16 protein-coding genes are annotated in these 17411 nt (G+C 61.9%); 10 read left to right on the top strand and 6 right to left on the bottom strand.

The window, feature by feature from the left end:
- Positions 1-21 precede the first annotated feature (21 nt).
- Together htpG and M8Q45_RS17025 are read left to right on the top strand one after the other, a co-directional pair.
- A complete protein-coding gene (gene htpG, locus M8Q45_RS17030) occupies positions 22-1926 on the top strand; it encodes a molecular chaperone HtpG (protein WP_030138338.1) in 1905 nt (634 codons plus the stop codon).
- Positions 1927-1996: 70 nt separating this feature from the next.
- On the top strand, positions 1997-2725 hold the full coding sequence (locus M8Q45_RS17025; RefSeq protein ID WP_249875696.1) for a dienelactone hydrolase family protein: 729 nt from the start codon (positions 1997-1999) through the stop codon (positions 2723-2725).
- Between the two features lie 194 nt (positions 2726-2919).
- On the opposite strand, the gene M8Q45_RS17020 is transcribed toward M8Q45_RS17025, so the two are convergent.
- Entirely contained in the window at positions 2920-3780 is an 861-nt protein-coding gene (locus tag M8Q45_RS17020; RefSeq protein ID WP_249875695.1) for a pirin family protein, read from the bottom strand.
- Positions 3781-3924: 144 nt separating this feature from the next.
- Here M8Q45_RS17020 and M8Q45_RS17015 point away from each other — a divergent pair, with 144 nt between their 5' ends.
- The gene (locus M8Q45_RS17015) at positions 3925-4917 is read left to right on the top strand and encodes an amidohydrolase family protein (RefSeq protein WP_249877341.1); all 993 of its coding nucleotides are present in this window, start codon (positions 3925-3927) and stop codon (positions 4915-4917) included.
- Between the two features lie 285 nt (positions 4918-5202).
- Positions 5203-5667: a DUF3859 domain-containing protein gene (locus tag M8Q45_RS17010; protein ID WP_030138342.1), complete on the top strand. Its 465-nt coding sequence runs from the start codon at positions 5203-5205 to the stop codon at positions 5665-5667.
- A 232-nt stretch (positions 5668-5899) separates the two neighbouring features.
- Here M8Q45_RS17010 and fabB read toward each other — a convergent pair whose 3' ends face one another.
- The 5 genes from fabB to M8Q45_RS16985 all read right to left on the bottom strand — a co-directional run bounded on the left by fabB (position 5900) and on the right by M8Q45_RS16985 (position 12888).
- A complete protein-coding gene (gene fabB / locus M8Q45_RS17005) occupies positions 5900-7120 on the bottom strand; it encodes a beta-ketoacyl-ACP synthase I (protein WP_030138343.1) in 1221 nt (406 codons plus the stop codon).
- An 11-nt stretch (positions 7121-7131) separates the two neighbouring features.
- Positions 7132-7647 (bottom strand): 3-hydroxyacyl-[acyl-carrier-protein] dehydratase FabA, encoded by a 516-nt coding sequence (gene fabA, locus M8Q45_RS17000; RefSeq protein ID WP_030138344.1) that lies wholly within the window; start codon positions 7645-7647, stop codon positions 7132-7134.
- 250 nt (positions 7648-7897) lie between these two features.
- A complete protein-coding gene (locus M8Q45_RS16995; protein WP_249875694.1) occupies positions 7898-9799 on the bottom strand; it encodes an ATP-binding protein in 1902 nt (633 codons plus the stop codon).
- Positions 9796-10728, bottom strand: a complete 933-nt coding sequence (locus M8Q45_RS16990) for an ABC transporter substrate-binding protein (protein ID WP_249875693.1) — start codon at positions 10726-10728, stop codon at positions 9796-9798. Before M8Q45_RS16990 ends, M8Q45_RS16995 begins: the two co-directional genes overlap by 4 nt.
- Positions 10729-12888 (bottom strand): TonB-dependent receptor plug domain-containing protein, encoded by a 2160-nt coding sequence (locus M8Q45_RS16985; protein WP_249875692.1) that lies wholly within the window; start codon positions 12886-12888, stop codon positions 10729-10731.
- A 164-nt stretch (positions 12889-13052) separates the two neighbouring features.
- Here M8Q45_RS16985 and M8Q45_RS16980 point away from each other — a divergent pair, with 164 nt between their 5' ends.
- From M8Q45_RS16980 to M8Q45_RS16955, 6 genes are all read left to right on the top strand, one after another.
- Positions 13053-14078, top strand: coding sequence for an NAD(P)H-dependent glycerol-3-phosphate dehydrogenase (locus M8Q45_RS16980; protein ID WP_249875691.1), 1026 nt, complete (start codon positions 13053-13055; stop codon positions 14076-14078).
- A 29-nt stretch (positions 14079-14107) separates the two neighbouring features.
- On the top strand, positions 14108-14455 hold the full coding sequence (locus M8Q45_RS16975) for a DUF4389 domain-containing protein (protein WP_109754446.1): 348 nt from the start codon (positions 14108-14110) through the stop codon (positions 14453-14455).
- Positions 14452-14904 (top strand): phosphohistidine phosphatase SixA, encoded by a 453-nt coding sequence (gene sixA / locus M8Q45_RS16970; protein ID WP_249875690.1) that lies wholly within the window; start codon positions 14452-14454, stop codon positions 14902-14904. The genes M8Q45_RS16975 and sixA overlap by 4 nt, the downstream gene beginning before the upstream one ends.
- 47 nt (positions 14905-14951) lie before the next feature.
- On the top strand, positions 14952-15395 hold the full coding sequence (locus M8Q45_RS16965) for a hotdog fold thioesterase (protein WP_249875689.1): 444 nt from the start codon (positions 14952-14954) through the stop codon (positions 15393-15395).
- A gap of 281 nt (positions 15396-15676) precedes the next feature.
- Positions 15677-16471 carry an alpha/beta fold hydrolase gene (locus M8Q45_RS16960; RefSeq protein WP_249875688.1) on the top strand — a complete coding sequence of 265 codons (795 nt, stop codon included), beginning with the start codon at positions 15677-15679 and terminating at the stop codon, positions 16469-16471.
- Positions 16468-17319 carry an alpha/beta hydrolase gene (locus M8Q45_RS16955; protein ID WP_249875687.1) on the top strand — a complete coding sequence of 284 codons (852 nt, stop codon included), beginning with the start codon at positions 16468-16470 and terminating at the stop codon, positions 17317-17319. The genes M8Q45_RS16960 and M8Q45_RS16955 overlap by 4 nt, the downstream gene beginning before the upstream one ends.
- Positions 17320-17411 lie beyond the last annotated feature (92 nt).

Raw genomic sequence — 17411 nt, 5'->3', positions numbered from 1 at the left:
TCCACTTGGAGTTTGATGACCATGAGCGTGGAAACTCAAAAGGAAACCCTGGGCTTCCAGACCGAGGTGAAGCAACTGCTGCACCTGATGATTCACTCGCTGTATTCGAATAAGGAAATTTTCCTCCGCGAGCTGATTTCGAACGCCTCCGACGCTGTCGACAAATTACGTTTCGAAGCGCTGTCCAAGCCAGAACTGCTGGAAGGCGGCGCCGAGCTGAAAATCCGTGTGAGCTTCGACAAGGACGCGAAAACCGTCACCCTCGAAGACAACGGTATCGGCATGAGCCGCGACGAGGTGATCACGCACCTGGGCACCATCGCCAAGTCCGGCACCGCTGATTTCATGAAGAACCTGTCCGGCGACCAGAAGAAAGATTCGCACCTGATCGGCCAGTTCGGCGTCGGTTTCTATTCCGCGTTCATCGTCGCCGACCACGTCGAAGTGTTCAGCCGCCGTGCCGGCCTCGCTGCGAGCGAAGGCGTGCACTGGTCGTCCAAGGGCGAGGGCGAGTTTGAAGTCGCGACCCTCGACAAGGCTGATCGCGGCACCCGCATCGTCCTGCACCTCAAGTCTGGTGAGGAAGAGTTCGCCGATGGTTGGCGGCTGCGCAACATCATCAAGAAATACTCCGACCATATCGCGCTGCCGATCGAGCTGCCGAAGGAAGTCACCGCGGCCGAAGGCGAAGAAAAGCCTGAAGTGGAATGGGAAACCGTCAACCGCGCCAGTGCCCTCTGGACTCGTCCACGCACTGAGATCAAGGACGAGGAATACCAGGAGTTCTACAAGCACATCGGTCATGACTACGAGAATCCGCTGAGCTGGAGCCATAACAAGGTCGAAGGCAAGCTGGAATACAGCTCGCTGCTGTACGTGCCGGCCCGCGCGCCGTTCGATCTGTACCAGCGCGAAGCGCCACGCGGCTTGAAGCTGTACGTGCAGCGTGTGTTCGTGATGGACCAGGCCGAATCGTTCCTGCCGCTGTACCTGCGCTTCATCAAGGGTGTGGTGGACTCCAACGACCTGTCGCTGAACGTTTCGCGGGAAATCCTGCAGAAAGATCCGATCATCGATTCCATGAAGTCAGCACTGACCAAGCGCGTGCTGGACATGCTGGAAAAACTGGCGAAGAACGAGCCTGAGCAGTACAAGGGCTTCTGGAAGAACTTCGGCCAGGTGATGAAGGAAGGCCCGGCCGAAGACTTCGCCAACAAGGAGAAGATCGCCGGCCTGCTGCGCTTTGCCTCGACCCAGGGCGACGACGGCGAGCAGATCGTTGGCCTGGCCGACTACCTGGCCCGCGCCAAGGAAGGCCAGGACAAGATCTATTACCTGACCGGCGAGACTTATGCACAGGTCAAGAACAGCCCGCACCTGGAAGTCTTCCGCAAGAAAGGCATCGAAGTGCTGCTGCTCACCGATCGCATCGACGAGTGGCTGATGAGCTACCTCAACGAATTCGACGGCAAGAGCTTCGTCGACGTGGCCCGTGGCGACCTGGACCTTGGCAACCTGGATTCGGAAGAAGACAAGAAGGCCGCCGAGGAAGTCGCCAAGAGCAAGGAAGGCCTGGTGGAGCGGATCAAGACTGCGTTGGGCGATGCCGTCAGCGAAGTACGGGTTTCCCACCGCCTGACCGATTCCCCGGCGATCCTGGCCATCGGTGAGCAGGACCTGGGGCTGCAAATGCGCCAGATCCTCGAAGCCAGCGGCCAGAAAGTCCCGGATTCCAAGCCGATCTTCGAGTTCAACCCGGCTCACCCGCTGGTGGAGAAGCTCGACAACGAGCAAAGCGAAGAGCGTTTTGGCGACCTGTCGCACATCCTCTTCGACCAGGCGGCCCTGGCGGCCGGCGACAGCCTGAAAGACCCGGCGGCCTATGTCCGTCGCCTGAACAAGCTGTTGGTTGAATTGTCAGCTTAATCACGTTGTAGGAAAAACCCGCTTCGGCGGGTTTTTTCATTTCCATTGTTTCGCCAAGGGGAAGTCAGCTATGAGTCAGATTACGGTTCGTTCGGTGGTGTATCAGCTCGATGGCCAAACCTATGAAAGCCGCCTGGCCTTCGATACCAACCAGCAGGGCCCGCGCCCGGGTTTGCTGATGGCACCCAATTGGATGGGCGTAGGGGCAGGAGCCGAGGAGATCGCAAGGTCTGTGGCGGCGAACGGTTATGTGGTGCTGATTGCCGATCTGTACGGGCAAACGGTGCGCCCGTCCAATGCCGACGAGGCCGGTGCGGCGATGATGCCGCTCAAGAATGACCGGGCGTTGTTGCGCAAGCGCATGCAGGCCGCGTTCGAGCAATTGCAAAGCCAGGGCGAAGCCCAGGTCGACGTTTCGAAATTGGCCACGTTCGGCTTCTGCTTCGGCGGTTGCTGTTCCCTGGAACTGGCTCGCACCGGGGCGCCGCTCAAGGCCGCGATATCATTCCACGGCACCCTGGATACGCCCAACCCGGCCGATGCGCAGAACATCAAGGGCGCCGTCCTGGTCATGCACGGCGCCTCCGACCCGTTGGTGCCGAAAGAACAACTGCCGGCCTTCGAGGATGAGATGAACGCGGCCGGGGTGGATTGGCAACTGCTGAGCTACGGCGGCGCGGTGCACTCGTTCACGGACCCGCAGGCCAATGTGCCGGGCAAGATGATGTACAACGCCAAGGTGGCGGGGCGGGCATTCCGCTCGATGCATAATTTGCTGGATGAAGTGTTCAAGGGCTGAGGTTGGGTTGAAGCAGAGCCCTTGTGGGAGCCGAGCTCCCGCTGGGCTTGTAGGAGCTGTCGAGTGCAACGAGGCTGCGATCTTTCCCCAGTCACTTGAATCTCAAGCGAAGGCTCAAGACCAAAAGATCGCAGGCTTCGCCAGCGCCTACAGAGTCGAGCGGGGCAAGCTCCCTCGCCACGGGATGTGTAAATCTAGGGCAGTTCGATCCGCTCGCTTTCCCCCGGCACCGTTGGCCAGTCACCCGCCGCCCAGCGTCGGCGGGCTTCGTCTATCCGGGCCGGGTCGCTGGAGACAAAGTTCCAGTTCATCCGCCGTGGCCCGTCAAGGGGCGCACCGCCGAACAGCACGGCATGGCAATCGCCGTCGGCCGAGAGCGTCATTTCTTCTCCGGCTGGCAATATGACCAGCGCATGGGGCTCCAGCGGCTCACCGTCCAATTGTGCTTCACCGTCCAGGACATACAGTGCGCGCTCTTCATGTTCCGTGGGGATCAGCAAGGTCGTCGCGGTCTGCAAGTGCAGTTCGGCATACAACGTGGGCGACAGCACCGGTACCGGCGATTCCAGGCAAAAGCCTGACCCGGCGATCATGCGGATACTGACGCCCAGGTTCTCGCTGACCGGCAGGCTGTTGGCCGGATGATGACTGTAGTGCCCAGGGCCTTCTTCGTGCGATGTGGGCGAGGCCAGCCACACTTGCAGCCCATGCATGACAAAACCTCGTTCCAGCAATGCTTGCGGAGTGCGCTCGACATGGGCGATGGCGCTGCCGGCGGTCATCCAACTGACGTCCCCGGCGTTGACCACCTGATCGGAACCGAGGCTGTCCTTGTGCTGGATCTGGCCCTCGAACAGATAGGTGAGGGTGGACAGGCCGATATGTGGGTGCTGGCGGATGTTCATGCCTTTACCCGCCGGGTAGGACGTCTGCAGCATATGGTCGAAAAACACGAAAGGTCCGACGCTGCGGCATTTGGCGGACGGCAACGGCCGAAGAATCGGCTGGCCTTCCACGTCTTCTGCACGGGGGCGAACGATCAGGGGAGCGGTCATGGTGTCTTCCAGGTTGAACGACGAGTGCGCAAAGCATAACCCGGGGTTGCAACGGACGGCAGTGATGGCTTGAACCCAGGCGGGACGGCCGGGGTCTATGCTGCTCATGGCTTGTGGAGAGTGCCCGTGTCGTCGATCCGTCTGATGTTCGCTTGTCTGCTGGCCGTTGCGAGCAGCGCCGCCGTGGCCCGCGAATATGCCTACAGTGATGCGCACCTGCATTACGTCGATTTCTTCCAGGAAACCGCCGGCATGCCCAAGCTGCTCAAGGCGATGGCGGACAATCGCATCGAGCACGTCATGATTTCCGGCGTGCCCGTGGCGAAGAAATGGCACGAAGACGAACCCAAGCGCCCGCGTTATTACGCCGGTGACGATGCGGACGCCTACTGGTACAGCGCCACCGATGTGATTGTCGCTGCGGCGGTCTCCAAGCTCCCCGCCGAACAACGCCAGCACTTCCATCCGTTCCTGTCAGGCTTCAACCCCAACGACAAGAACTCCGACGCCCATATCCAGCGCATGCTCGATCTCTATCCGGGGCTATGGCAAGGCATTGGCGAAGTATTCACGCGCCACGACGACCTGACGGCGCTGACTTCGGGCGACACGCCGCGCGCCAACAACGAGGCCATGACACGCATCTACCATCTGGCGGCAGAGAACGACCTGCCGGTGATGCTGCATTCCAATATCACTTCCAAGCGTGAGAAAAATCCGCTGTACCTGGCGGAAATCGAAGAGCCGTTGCGTAATCATCCGCACACACGGTTCATCTGGGCCCATGCCGGTACCAGCAAGGAGATTCACCGGCACCAGACTCAGCTGGATTTCCTGCTGCCCACCCTGGCACGGATGCTCGAGTCTTATCCCAATCTGTACATCGACCTGTCCTGGAGCCTGCTCACGCCATATCTGCTGGACGAGGCGGGCAAGCCTCGCGATGAATGGCTGAAGCTGGTGGAGCGCTTTCCGGAGCGCTTCATGGTGGGGTCGGACGTAGTAGGGCGATTCAATAAGTTGGGTAAGGAATTGCACAGCTTCGATCCGTTCCTCGATGCCTTGCCTGAGGATGTAGCGAGGAAGGTGGCGCGGGATAACTTCCTGGCGGTGCTGCCTCGCTCAGTGGCCCGTTAGCCCGCTCTTGTGGCGAGGGAGCTTGCTCCCGCCGGGCCTGCAGAGCTGTATAGGAGCTGTGTAGGAGCTGCCGAGTGCAACGAGGCTGCGATCTTTCCAGAAACCCGTGAATCTCAAGCGAAAGATAGAAAGATCAAAAGATCATAAGATCAAAAGATCAAAAGATCGCAGGCTTCGCCAGCTCCTACAGGGCCCGCGGGAGCAAGTCAGCGTACACACCGTGTTGTCATCAGTCTGTCACCCCCGCGTCATACCCTCGCGCTCATCTCAATCAAGGAGCGCACCATGCACCTCACCCGTTCAAGCGCACTGCTCGCGCTGTTGTTGACCTGCGGCCTGGCCCAGGCTGAAGTCCGTGTCGAAGGCCCGGTGGAATATGGGGTCTTCGAAGGGCCGAAGGCCGAGTTGCAGTCGGGCGAGCGGGTCCTGCGTCGCAGCAATGAGCAGATCCGCCAGACCGAAAGTGTTCCGGCCAAGCTGGGCACCAAATTCGGCATGCGCTATCAGTTGGCAGGCAAGATCGAGAATGACCAGCCGCTGACCTTGCTGTATTTCACGCCGGGCATCCGTACGCCCGATGGCGTGCGTCACGACAAGTTCGAAGTTATCCAGAAACTGGTGCCCGGCGCGCCCCAGGACGTCATGGCCTACGAATTCACCGAAAGCCATGAAGTGGTGCCGGGGGAGTGGCGGTTCATGGTGTTCCAGGGCGATCGGCTGCTGACGCAGCAGCGGTTTGTCGTGCGCTAAGTTGGAATTAACTGTGGGAGCGAGCTTGCTCGCGATGGCGTCGGATCAGTCAGTATCAAGGTTGGCTGATCCACCGCTATCGCGAGCAAGCTCGCTCCCACAAAGATTTCCATCGCTTTTGAACGGACCAAAAAACGCCCCGAACCAGTCGGGGCGTTTTTGTTGGCTCCTGTAGGAGCTGGCGAGGCCTGCGATCTTTTCCGCTTTAAAAGATCGCAGCCTGTGGCAGCTCCTACGCGCCCTGCCAGCGCTTCATCACCAGGGTGGCGTTGGTGCCACCGAAGCCGAAGCTGTTGCTCATCACGGTGTTGATGGTGGCGTTTTCGCGAGTCTTGGTCAGGATCGGCAGGTCGGCCACTTCCGGATCCAGTTCGTCGATGTTGGCGGAACCAGCCATGAAGTTGCCTTCCATCATCAGCATGCAGTAGATCGCTTCGTGAACGCCGGCGGCGCCCAGGGAGTGACCCGACAGGCTCTTGGTGGAGCTGATGGCCGGGGCCTTGTCGCCGAACACTTCACGCACACCTTTCATCTCCGCGACGTCGCCGACCGGGGTCGAGGTGCCGTGGGTGTTCAGGTAATCGATCGGTGTGTCGACGGTGGACATGGCCATCTGCATGCAGCGCACGGCACCTTCACCGCTCGGCGCGACCATGTCGTAGCCGTCGGAAGTGGCGCCGTAGCCGACGATTTCCGCGTAGATCTTCGCGCCACGGGCGAGGGCGTGTTCCAGCTCCTCGACCACGACCATGCCACCACCACCGGCGATGACGAAACCGTCACGGTCGGCGTCGTAGGCGCGCGAAGCGGTTTGCGGTGTGTCGTTGCGTTTGCTGGACAGGGCGCCCATGGCGTCGAACAGGAACGATTGGCTCCAATGTTCTTCTTCACCGCCACCGGCGAACACGATGTCCTGCTTGCCCATCTGGATCTGCTCGACCGCGGTGCCAATGCAGTGGGCACTGGTGGCGCAAGCGGAGGAGATCGAGTAGTTCAGGCCCTTGATCTTGAAGGGGGTGGCCAGGCAGGCGGAAACGGTGCTGCCCATGGTCCGCGTGACGCGGTAAGGGCCGACGCGCTTGACGCCTTTCTCGCGCAGGATGTCCAGCGCTTCCATCTGGTTCAGGGTCGATGCGCCGCCGGAACCGGCAATCAGGCCAGTGCGCACGTTGGACACCTGCTCGTCGGTCAGGCCGGAGTCAGCGATGGCGTCTTTCATGGCCAGGTAGGCATAAGCCGCCGCGTGGCCGACGAAACGGTAGATCTTGCGATCGATCAGCTCTTCGAGGTTCAGGTCAATGGAGCCGGAAACCTGGCTACGCAGACCCATTTCGGCATATTCCGGGTTGTACCGGATGCCAGGGCGACTTGCACGCAGGTTAGCGGAGACGGTCTCTTTGTCATTGCCCAGGCACGAAACGATGCCCAGACCAGTGATAACGACGCGGCGCATGCGGATAACCCTTAGAAGTTGTCAGTGGAGGTGAAAACGCCGACCCGGAGGCCTTCGGCGGTGTAGATCTCGCGACCGTCCACGGCAACCGAACCATCGGCAATGGCCATGTTCAGCTTGCCCTTGAGGACGCGTTTGATATGAATGTTATAGGTGATCTTCTTCGCGGTCGGGAGTACCTGACCGAAGAACTTCACTTCGCCCGAACCCAGGGCGCGGCCGCGGCCTGGCAGGCCCTGCCAGCCGAGGAAGAAGCCGACCAGTTGCCACATGGCGTCGAGGCCCAGGCAGCCGGGCATCACCGGGTCACCTTCGAAGTGACAGGCGAAGAACCACAGGTCCGGAGTGATATCCAGCTCGGCGACCAATTCACCTTTGCCGTACTTGCCACCCTCGTCGCTGATATGGGTGATGCGATCCACCATCAGCATGTTCGGGGCGGGCAGTTGCGCGTTACCTGGGCCGAACAGCTCACCGCGACTGCAGCGCAGCAGATCTTCCCGAGTAAAGGCGTTTTGTTTGGTCATGCGAGCTCCTCAATAGTCCCATGCGGCAGGGTGGGGCAAATCTTCCCGGCCGATCGAAGCGTTCATGCCTCGAGTCGGCAGCCTACTCATAGACTATTGCGTTGTAGTGAAAGTCACAGCACACGGGAAATGAATGTACACCTGTGCACTGAAATTGTTATTCATGTCCCGATCGAGGCGTGTCCGGGTGCTTAAGACTGCCGCACTTTCGCCTTTCACGCCAGTCACAGATAGTCCAAAGCCTCTGTATTTACCCCACCCAGCGTTGCAGAGTCTGCTGCAAGTCAATTCGTTTGAAGGGTTTGGCCAGGTAATCGTTCATGCCCGCCGCCAGGCAGGCTTCCCGGTCGCCCTGCAATGCATTGGCTGTCAGGGCGATGATGGGGACGTCGGTGCAGCCCGGCAATTGGCGGATCTGCCGGGTGGCTTCGTAGCCGTCGATCACCGGCAGCCGGCAGTCCATCAGGATCGCTTCGAAAATCAGGCTCTCTGCGCTGCGTACGGCCTGGGCGCCATCGGTCGCGACGCTGACTTTGAAACCCAGGCTGCGCAGCATGGCTTCGATCACCGTCTGGTTCACCGGGTTGTCTTCGACCAACAGGACATTGCGGCCTTCTCCATCACCGCTTCCGCCGGGCAGGCGCGGGGGCAATGGCGGGGGGGGCTGGCGCGACAGGGCCAGGGGAATCTCCAGGGTAAACACCGAGCCCTGGCCTTCCTCGCTCTGGGCGCGCAGCGTGCCACCCATGCGCTCGGCCAGGGTTCGGGCGATCGGCAAGCCCAGGCCCGTGCCGCCGTAGCGCCGGGAAATCGAACTGTCGGCCTGCTGGAAAGCGTCGAACATACGCTCCAGGCTCTCGGCCGGGATGCCGATGCCACTGTCACGCACCGTGCAGGTGAACCAGAGCAACTCGTGATCCAGCGCCTGCCATTGGCATTGCACGGTAACGCGGCCCTGATCGGTGAATTTCAGTGCGTTGCCGATCAAGTTCACCAGGATCTGTCGGATTCGCGTCGGGTCGCCTTGTACCCGCAGCGGCTTCATGTCGTCGGGGATCAGCAGGTCCAGGCCCAGCTTGCGCTGCGCGGCGCTGTGCTGGAACGATTGGGCGCAACTGCCCACCAGCTCCGCCAGGTTGAACGCAATGTGTTCCAGCTCCAGCGCGGAGCGTTCGATGCGCGAGAAATCGAGGATGTCGTTGATCACCTTCAACAGGTGCTCGGTGGACTCCGAGGCCAGCGCGGTGTACTCGTGCTGCTCATCGGTCATGTGGGTGGTTTCCAGCAGTTGCAGCATGCCCAGCACGCCGTTCATCGGCGTGCGCAGCTCATGGCTCATCATCGCCAGGAATTCGGACTTGGCGCTGTTGGCTTTTTCCGCTTCTTCCCGGGTCTTGATCAACTGGGCCATGGCCTGGTGCTGTTCACGGCTGGCCTGCTCGAGGCCATCGGCGAGGTTGTTGATGTGCCGCGACAATGCCCCCAGTTCGCCGTCGTCGACGATTGGCAGCGGGGCGTTGTAGTCGCCTTGCTGGATCGCCTTGACCGCGTCGCCGATGTCGCGGATCGGCCGCGACAGGTCGGCCGCCAGGCGCCGCGCCACCAGGAACGTGAACAGCAGGGCGAACAACGCCAGGATCGCGGCCTTGAGCAGGATTTCCTGCTGCCGCTGGCTGAAGGCGTCGCTGGACATGCCGACGATCACCCGGCCCAGGTAATCCTCGCCGGGCGTTTCGGTGGTCGGATTGTTGCCTTGCAGGAAGTCATTGTTCAGGGCAATGCGCTGCAGGCGAACCGGGGCCTGGAACACTTCCACCTGCTGTGAATGGTTGCGGGCCTGGGGCGGTTGCTCGACGTACACCAGGACCCGCTCCGTGCGGTCCTGGACTTCGAGGAAACGCACATGGGGCGTGGCCAGGGTCGCGGTGAGCAGGCTTTCCAGCACTTCGTTGTTGCCGGAAATGACGCCGTATTCCGCTGCTGGAGCCAGTTGGTTGGCGATCAATTGCCCGGTGTGGTTGAGTTCCTGGCGCAAGTCCTGGATCCGCACGAAGGTGAAGAAGCCGATCAGCAACACGGTCAACAACAAAGCCGGGCCGAGGGCGATGAGCTGGGTGCGGGTGTGGATATCCCAACGACGGCGCAAGGTCATGGGCGGTGTTCTCCTTCTGCCAACTGCGCAGCGACGGATTCGGCATCGATCGGTTCGATCCCCAGGGAGCGGGCGACCTGTTGATTGCTCAAGACTTTGAAGCGGGGCGGGTACAGGGTTCGCGGCCAGGTGGTGGCAGGGCGGTCGAGCAGATCATCGAGAATCGCCAGCCAGTCTTCCTGGTCGCTGTAGGTGCTGGCCAGGCTGCCCGCCTTGACGAAGGCCGGGCTCGGGCCGATCAGCGCGCGCTGCCGGGCATAACTGCTGAGCAACAGATTCTTCACCGTCTTGGGGTTGTACAGGTCGGGATCATCCAGACCGAGCAACACGTCGCTCTGGCCCAGCAGGTTCTGCAACGGGCGGCTGTCGCTGCTGTCGTCCCAGCGCTCGCCGACAATTTCCAGGCCCAGGGCAAGCGCCGCCTGATGAGCATCCTTGAGCAGGAACTCGCTGTGCTTGTCGAACAATATGCCGACCCGTCGCACTTGCGGCAGGACCTGGCGAATCAGGCGCAATTGTCGCGCCATCGGTGGATCGCTCCAGAGCAGGCTCAGGTGCTCGGGCGTTGCATCGCCCAGGCGATCGCGGGCTTGCTGGCGGCTGATCCGCAGCACCAGGGTGGCCGGCCCGTGGATCTTCTGCAGGCGCCAATCGAGGCTCGGCAAATCCAGCAGCACCAGGCGCAGGTCGCCGGGTAACCGGTCCGGCGCCGGCAGGCTTGCCACCGGGGCAAACCGAACATTGTCGTAGGGGCGTCGGGCCTGCAAGGCCTGGGTAAACGACTGCACGCCGGGGCTATCCTGGGCACCGGTCAGCAGGATCTCCGCAGCGCGGGCCTCGACGACGCTCAGCAGACTGGCAAACGCCACCCACAGCAACAGCCATAGGCGGCCACGGGATGGCGTCTTGCGGTGTTGGCGCCGAGACATCTAGAAGGACAACTCTGCGCTGAAATACAGGACGTGACGGGCGTCGTAGCGATTGTCGACGTAGGTGGTCGGTTGATCGTCGAGGCGCTGTTGCATCACCCCTGCCAGCTCCAGGCTGGCCTTGCCCAAGGGGATTCGCCTGGCGAGGCGGGTGTCGACTCGCTCGTAGCGGTAGCCATTGAGGGCATCGGCGGCGTAGTAGAAGACCGCGCTGTTCCAACCCTGGCCCCAATCGCGCAGCCAGCCGGCGGAACCACTGTTGCGGGCGGTCAGTTGTTCGTCGAGGGGGTTGCTCGCCAGGGCATCGACATAGGCGTACGTCAGGCGCAACCGATCGGTGAGGGTCACGCGCCAGTCGAGTTGGGTTTCGGCGCCGGTGAATTGCGATTCGTTGCTGTTGCTGGCGATGTATTGGTTGTTGCGCAGCGGTTCGCTGATCATGCCGGTGATTTCGTCATGGAACAGCTTCACATCCATTGTCAGGCCAAGGTCCATGAAATAGCCGTTGTAACCCAGCTCTCGGGAGCGCATGTGCTCTTGCTCCAGATTCCCCGGGCCGCGCGTGCGCACGAAGTAGCGTGCACTGTCCTGGCCGAAGGCGGTGGGCCGCAGATGGGTGACCTGATAGCTCCAATTGACGTTGTTTTCGAACATGTCCGGCGAACGCACTGCTTCGGAATATACCGCCCGCAGGCCGTGTCGCGGGGTGATCAGGTAGTTGACCGCCATCCGCGGCGTCAGCGAACTGTCGGTCAGGCGGGTGTCCTCGAACATCGCGCCGCCCTGCAGCAGCCAATGTTCACTGGCCCGCCATTCCAGCTGGCCGAACAAACGGTAGGTGGTGTCGTCCAGGGTACCGTTGAAGTAGGTCTGCGAGTCGGCCCGGTCGTAGCGATAATTCGCCCCGGTGACCAACCGCAGGCTGTCGGACAGGCTGAGGGTGTCTTGGATTTCCAGGTCATAGCGCGACTCGCGGGCGCTTTGGTCGATGTCACCGCACAGTGTCTGGGAAGCGCCGTTGCGCCATTGATCGAGCACCTGATTGGCCAGTGCCTGTTCCTGTGCCGTACCGGCCGGCGCGCCCGAGCCGAGGAAGCTCGGAATGTTGCGGGCCAGCTTCTCGGCATAGTTGGGGTTGAGCTGCCAGAGGTCGGTCAGTTGCGGGCTGAAGGACACTTCGGCATCGCAGGCGCGCCAGGTTTGCTGGCGATCCCAATGCTGGATCGAGCCTTGTACATAGAGGCTGTGATTGGGATTCAAGTCCAGGTTCCAGCGCAACGAACCGGCGTAATCCTTGGCGATGACGTCAGAATTATCCCCAGCCGCTGTAATCCCGGCGAACACGGGGCGATAGGTGTAGGGCCGCTGATTGGTCCCGTCCTTGGCATTCAATTGCCAATCGATGCTCTGGGATTCGTCCAGGGTTTGGCTGACGGACAGGTTGAAGCGGTCCAGTCGCCGGCTGTCGCGGTAATCGGCGCCGTTGCGGTCACTGTCGAAACCGTCGTCTTCCTGGCCGGACAGCGAGAGCCGGAAATCGCCGTTTTCCCAACCGCTGCCTTGACTGGCGTACCAGTCGCCGATCCCTCGCTGGCCCCGGGTGATCTTCAGTCGGGTGCCGTGGCTGTCGGCCGGGGCGCGGGTGATGATGTTGACCACCGCCATCAGCGCGTTGGCCCCGTAGCTGACGGTGTTCGGGCCCCGGAAGACTTCGATCCGGTCGATGTCCTCCATAGCGACCGGAATATCGCTCCAGTCCACGGTCGCCAAGCCGGCGCGATACACCGAACGGCCATCGATCAGCACCTGCATGCGCCGCGCTTCGCTGGCGTTGGTCCCGTGGTAATTCACGGTGGCCTGGTTGCCGCTGAGATTGCCGACCATCATGCCCGGCACCAGGCGCAACAGTTCGCTGATGTCCCGGGCGCCGCTGGCCTTGATCAATTCACGATCGAGCACGGTCATGCTGCCCGGCACTGCGGCGGGCGACTGTTTCAGGCGCGTGGCGGTCAACACCTGGGGCACGGCCTGGCTGTCCACGAACAAGTCGTCGGCCACCACGGGCGGACTGATGATCAGCGCCAATAGCAGTGAAGAACCTGGACGGGAGGGGCCAACGAACACGGCACAGCCTTGGGATAACGAAAGGATGGCAGGCATGTTAACCGAGCCGAACGACTTTTCCATTCACGTTGACAGCATTTTCCAAGGAATTGATGGTCAGCATCCTACGGCTATGGGTAATTGCCGACGGGGCTGGTCGCGGTCCGGCTGCTCCGTATAATGCCCCGCATTGCCACTTGGTACGGAAGAGCGGATTGCATATGACTGAACAGCGCCCGATTGCGGTCCTGGGAGGCGGGAGTTTCGGCACTGCCGTGGCTAACCTGCTGGCGGAAAACGGTCACGCGGTGCGCCAATGGATGCGTGACCCCGAGCAGGCCGAGGCCATCCGGGTCAACCGGGAGAATCCGCGTTACCTCAAAGGCATCAAGGTCCGGCCTGAAGTGGAGCCGGTCACTGACTTGCAGGCCACACTCGAAGGCAGCGACCTGTTCTTCGTGGCCTTGCCTTCCAGCGCCTTGCGCTCGGTATTGGCGCCCCATGCCGAACGCTTGAGCGGCAAATTGCTGGTGAGCCTGACCAAAGGCATCGAGGCGCAAACCTTCAAGCTGATGAGCGAGATCCTCGAAGACATCGCCCCCAAGGCGCGAATCGGCGTGATCTCCGGGCCGAACCTGGCACGCGAGATTGCCGAGCATGCCCTGACCGCCACCGTCGTCGCCAGCGAAGATGAAGCGTTGTGCCAGCGCGTCCAGGCCGCGCTGCATGGCCGCACTTTCCGCGTCTATGCCAGCGCGGATCGTTTCGGCGTCGAGTTGGGCGGGGCACTGAAAAACGTCTATGCCATCATCGCCGGCATGGCGGTGGCACTGGGCATGGGCGAGAACACCAAAAGCATGCTGATCACCCGGGCGCTGGCGGAAATGACCCGTTTCGCCGTCAGCCAGGGCGCCAATCCCATGACCTTCCTCGGGCTGGCCGGGGTGGGCGATCTGATCGTTACGTGCTCTTCGCCCAAGAGCCGCAACTACCAGGTCGGCTTCGCCCTCGGCCAAGGCTTGAGCCTGGACGAGGCCGTGTCGCGCCTGGGTGAAGTGGCCGAAGGGGTCAACACCCTCAAGGTGCTCAAGGCCAAGTCCCAGGAGGCCGGCGTGTACATGCCGCTGGTCGCCGGTTTGCATGCGATTCTCTTTGAAGGGCGCACGCTGGAACAGGTGATCGAACTGTTGATGCGTGGCGAACCCAAGACTGACGTCGATTTCATTTCCACCAGCGGTTTCAACTAAATCCCTTTGACCGCAAGCAGGAGCGAACCATGAACGATCCGCAAGGGCAGCCTCAATACGAATCCATCCTGCTGCGCGTGCTGTGGATGGTGATTTACCTGCTGGTCTGGCAGGTGGCGCAATTCATCCTCGGCGCCGTGGTGCTGGTGCAGTTGATCTACCGGCTGATCTACGGCGCACCGAGCGCCAGCCTGATGAATTTTGGCGACAGCCTGAGCCAGTTCCTCGCGCAGATCGGCCGTTTTGGCACCTTCCACAGTGACCAGAAGCCCTGGCCGTTCGCCGATTGGCCGACCCCGCGCACGCCGGAAGGCGAAGCGCCCCACACCGTGGCCCCGGCACCGCACCCGGTCCGGGACGAGGAGCCGAAACTATGAAGCTGTGGGTATTGCGTCATGGCGAGGCCGAGCCCCACGGGGCCCGTCCCGATCCGGAGCGGGTGTTGACGATCCATGGTCGCGAGGAAGTGTTGCTCAGCGCCGGTCGATTGATGGGCGAGCCATTGCGGGCCATTTATGCCAGCCCTTACGTGCGCGCCCAGCAGACCGCGCAACTGGTGCGCGAGGCCCTCGGATTCGAGCCTGAATTGATCACCGTGAACTGGTTGACGCCGGAGACCCGTCCGGCTGAAGTGTTGAAACACCTGGACGATCAGGACAACGTTCTGCTGGTCAGCCACAACCCACTGGTGGGCAGCCTGCTGGGCTTTTTGCAGCACGGTCACTTGCAGCAACCGGAACAGGTTCCAACGGCGGGCTTGGCCGAGCTGGAAGGTGATCTGCCGCTGGCCGGTGTGATGAAGCTCAAGAGCCTCAAGCGTCCCTGAAACGAACGGTCCCAAGGCAAAATAAAAATCACAAAGGAACGGCAACGATGAGTCTGTGGCGCACCACCCCGAATATTGAACAACTGAACGCCGCTGGTAAAAACACCATCAGCGAAGTGCTGGACATTCGTTTCGAGTCCTTCGACGACGAGTCCCTGACCGCGAGCATGGTTGTCGATCACCGCACCCACCAGCCGTTCGGCCTGCTGCACGGCGGCGCGTCGGTGGTGCTGGCCGAAACGGTCGGCTCCATGGCCGCCTACCTGTGCGTGGACACCAGCAAGTTCTACTGCGTGGGGCTGGAGATCAACGCCAACCATTTGCGTGGCGTGCGCAGCGGCCGGGTCACGGCCACGGCCCGCTCGATCCACCTGGGCCGCACCACCCAGGTCTGGGACATCCGCCTGGTCAATGATGACGGCAAGGTCAATTGCGTATCGCGCCTGACCATGGCGGTGGTGCCGTTGGGCGAGCAGCCGCCAGCGCGTTGATGCCTGCGGGGGCTGGAGCAGTCCGTTGTGGCGAGGGAGCTTGCTCCCGCTGGGGCGCGAAGCGGCCCTCGGTCTCGTGACTCGATCAGCCGGGCACACCGTGTTGCCCATATTCGGGTCCGCTGCGCAGGCCAGCGGGAGCAAGCTCCTTCGCCACGGGGCAGTGGGCACGAGCCCATATCCCAACCCCGACTGTCATCATTCCTGTCAGTTACGGTCATTGCCGCGCCGCCGGGTTCTGCGCAGAATCGATCGCAGTTCTCGCAATGGATCGGCCCAACATGTCGCAACAGGTGTTTTTCGCTCACGCCAATGGTTTCCCCTCGGCCACGTACGGCAAGCTGTTCGCCGCGCTGGCGCCGCAGTACCAGGTCGCGCATCTGGAATTGCACGGGCACGACCCGCGCTTCCCCGTCGATGACAACTGGAACAACCTGGTGGACGAGCTGATTCATCATCTGGAGCAGCAATCGGAACCGGTGTGGGGGGTGGGGCATTCCTTGGGGGGCGTGCTGCATCTGCACGCGGCGTTGCGCAGCCCTCGGTTGTATCGGGGCGTGGTCATGCTCGATTCTCCGGTGCTGACCCGTGTGGATCGCTGGCTGATCCTGGCCGCCAAGCGCCTGGGCTTCATCGATCGCCTGACGCCGGCGGGGCGAACCCTGGGGCGGCGGGAGGAGTTCAGCGACCTGGAATCGGCGCGGACTTATTTTGCTGGCAAGACGCTGTTTCGCGGTTTCGACCCGGAGTGCTTCGAAGCGTACCTGCAACATGGCTTGCAGCCGGTCGGCGATCGGTTGCGACTGCGCTTCGACCCGGCCACGGAAATCAGCATCTACCGAGGTGTGCCGCACACCAGCCCCGGGAGGGCTCGAAAACTCGACATCCCGCTGGCCGTGGTGCGGGGGCGGCAGAGTCGGGTGGTGATGCGTCATCACGCCCGGTCGGTGGGGCGCATGCCCTTCGGCGAGTCGCTGAGCATGCCGGGCGGCCACATGTTTCCTCTGGAGCGCCCACTGGACACCGCCAATCTGCTCAAGGACCTCTTCCAGCGCTGGGAAGGACGCCGCCCATGAGCGTCGTTGAAGAAGTCCGCCTGAGCCTGCCCCATATCGAGCTGGCGGCTCATTTGTTCGGGCCGGAAGATGGCCGACCGGTGATCGCCTTGCATGGCTGGCTGGACAACGCCAACAGTTTCGCGCGACTGGCGCCCCGGTTGCAGGGCGTGCGGGTGATCGCCCTGGACATGGCCGGTCATGGACATTCCGGGCATCGTCCGCCTGGCGCCGGCTATGCCCTGTGGGACTATGCCCACGATGTGCTGCAAGTGGCCGAGCAACTGGGATTGAAGCGTTTTGCCCTGCTGGGCCATTCCATGGGGGCTATTGTCTCTCTGGTGCTGGCCGGGTCGATGCCGGAACGTATCACGCACCTGGGCCTGATCGATGGTGTGATTCCTCCTACGGCTAAAGGCGATAATGCGGCGGAGCGCATGGGCATGGCCTTACAGGCCCAGTTGGACTTGCAGCAAAAACGCAAACCCGTCTACAAAACCCTCGACCGGGCCATCGAAGCTCGCATGAAGGGTCTGGTGGCGGTCAGCCGCGAGGCCGCCGAGTTGCTGGCCCAGCGCGGCTTGATGCCGGTGCCGGGCGGCTACACCTGGCGCACCGACAATCGCCTGACCTTGCCCTCACCGCTGCGCCTGACCGACGAACAGGCCATGGCCTTCGTGGCGCGGATCGCTTGTCCTGCTCATCTGGTGGTGGCGGCGGACGGTATGCTGGCCCACCACCCCGAATTGCTGGAACGTCTACCCTTCAGTCATGAACAGTTGCCCGGCGGCCATCATTTGCACCTGAACGATGAGTCCGGGGCGGCGCTTGTAGCAGACTGTTTCAATCGGTTCTTCAGCGTTTCTTGACTTGCGCCGGGCAAGTGTCGAGGCTGGGCGGGTTGAAAGGGAGCCAACCATGACTGATATCCGTCCACTCGCCTTGCTGCGCATTGACGAAC

This window comes from Pseudomonas sp. T1.Ur (assembly GCF_023516725.1).
Taxonomy (GTDB): domain Bacteria; phylum Pseudomonadota; class Gammaproteobacteria; order Pseudomonadales; family Pseudomonadaceae; genus Aquipseudomonas; species Aquipseudomonas alvandae.
The sequence above is the reverse complement of the archived record's forward strand: the minus strand, read 5'-3'. Positions and strand labels throughout refer to the sequence as shown.

Bases quoted from the DNA above. Each gene is read 5' to 3' on its own strand.
- htpG (WP_030138338.1), top strand. From the start codon at position 22: ATGAGCGTGGAAACTCAAAAGGAAACCCTGGGCTTCCAGACCGAGGTG.
- M8Q45_RS17025 (WP_249875696.1), top strand. From the start codon at position 1,997: ATGAGTCAGATTACGGTTCGTTCGGTGGTGTATCAGCTCGATGGCCAA.
- M8Q45_RS17020 (WP_249875695.1), bottom strand. From the start codon at position 3,780: ATGACCGCTCCCCTGATCGTTCGCCCCCGTGCAGAAGACGTGGAAGGC.
- M8Q45_RS17015 (WP_249877341.1), top strand. From the start codon at position 3,925: ATGTTCGCTTGTCTGCTGGCCGTTGCGAGCAGCGCCGCCGTGGCCCGC.
- M8Q45_RS17010 (WP_030138342.1), top strand. From the start codon at position 5,203: ATGCACCTCACCCGTTCAAGCGCACTGCTCGCGCTGTTGTTGACCTGC.
- fabB (WP_030138343.1), bottom strand. From the start codon at position 7,120: ATGCGCCGCGTCGTTATCACTGGTCTGGGCATCGTTTCGTGCCTGGGC.
- fabA (WP_030138344.1), bottom strand. From the start codon at position 7,647: ATGACCAAACAAAACGCCTTTACTCGGGAAGATCTGCTGCGCTGCAGT.
- M8Q45_RS16995 (WP_249875694.1), bottom strand. From the start codon at position 9,799: ATGACCTTGCGCCGTCGTTGGGATATCCACACCCGCACCCAGCTCATC.
- M8Q45_RS16990 (WP_249875693.1), bottom strand. From the start codon at position 10,728: ATGTCTCGGCGCCAACACCGCAAGACGCCATCCCGTGGCCGCCTATGG.
- M8Q45_RS16985 (WP_249875692.1), bottom strand. From the start codon at position 12,888: ATGCCTGCCATCCTTTCGTTATCCCAAGGCTGTGCCGTGTTCGTTGGC.
- M8Q45_RS16980 (WP_249875691.1), top strand. From the start codon at position 13,053: ATGACTGAACAGCGCCCGATTGCGGTCCTGGGAGGCGGGAGTTTCGGC.
- M8Q45_RS16975 (WP_109754446.1), top strand. From the start codon at position 14,108: ATGAACGATCCGCAAGGGCAGCCTCAATACGAATCCATCCTGCTGCGC.
- sixA (WP_249875690.1), top strand. From the start codon at position 14,452: ATGAAGCTGTGGGTATTGCGTCATGGCGAGGCCGAGCCCCACGGGGCC.
- M8Q45_RS16965 (WP_249875689.1), top strand. From the start codon at position 14,952: ATGAGTCTGTGGCGCACCACCCCGAATATTGAACAACTGAACGCCGCT.
- M8Q45_RS16960 (WP_249875688.1), top strand. From the start codon at position 15,677: ATGTCGCAACAGGTGTTTTTCGCTCACGCCAATGGTTTCCCCTCGGCC.
- M8Q45_RS16955 (WP_249875687.1), top strand. From the start codon at position 16,468: ATGAGCGTCGTTGAAGAAGTCCGCCTGAGCCTGCCCCATATCGAGCTG.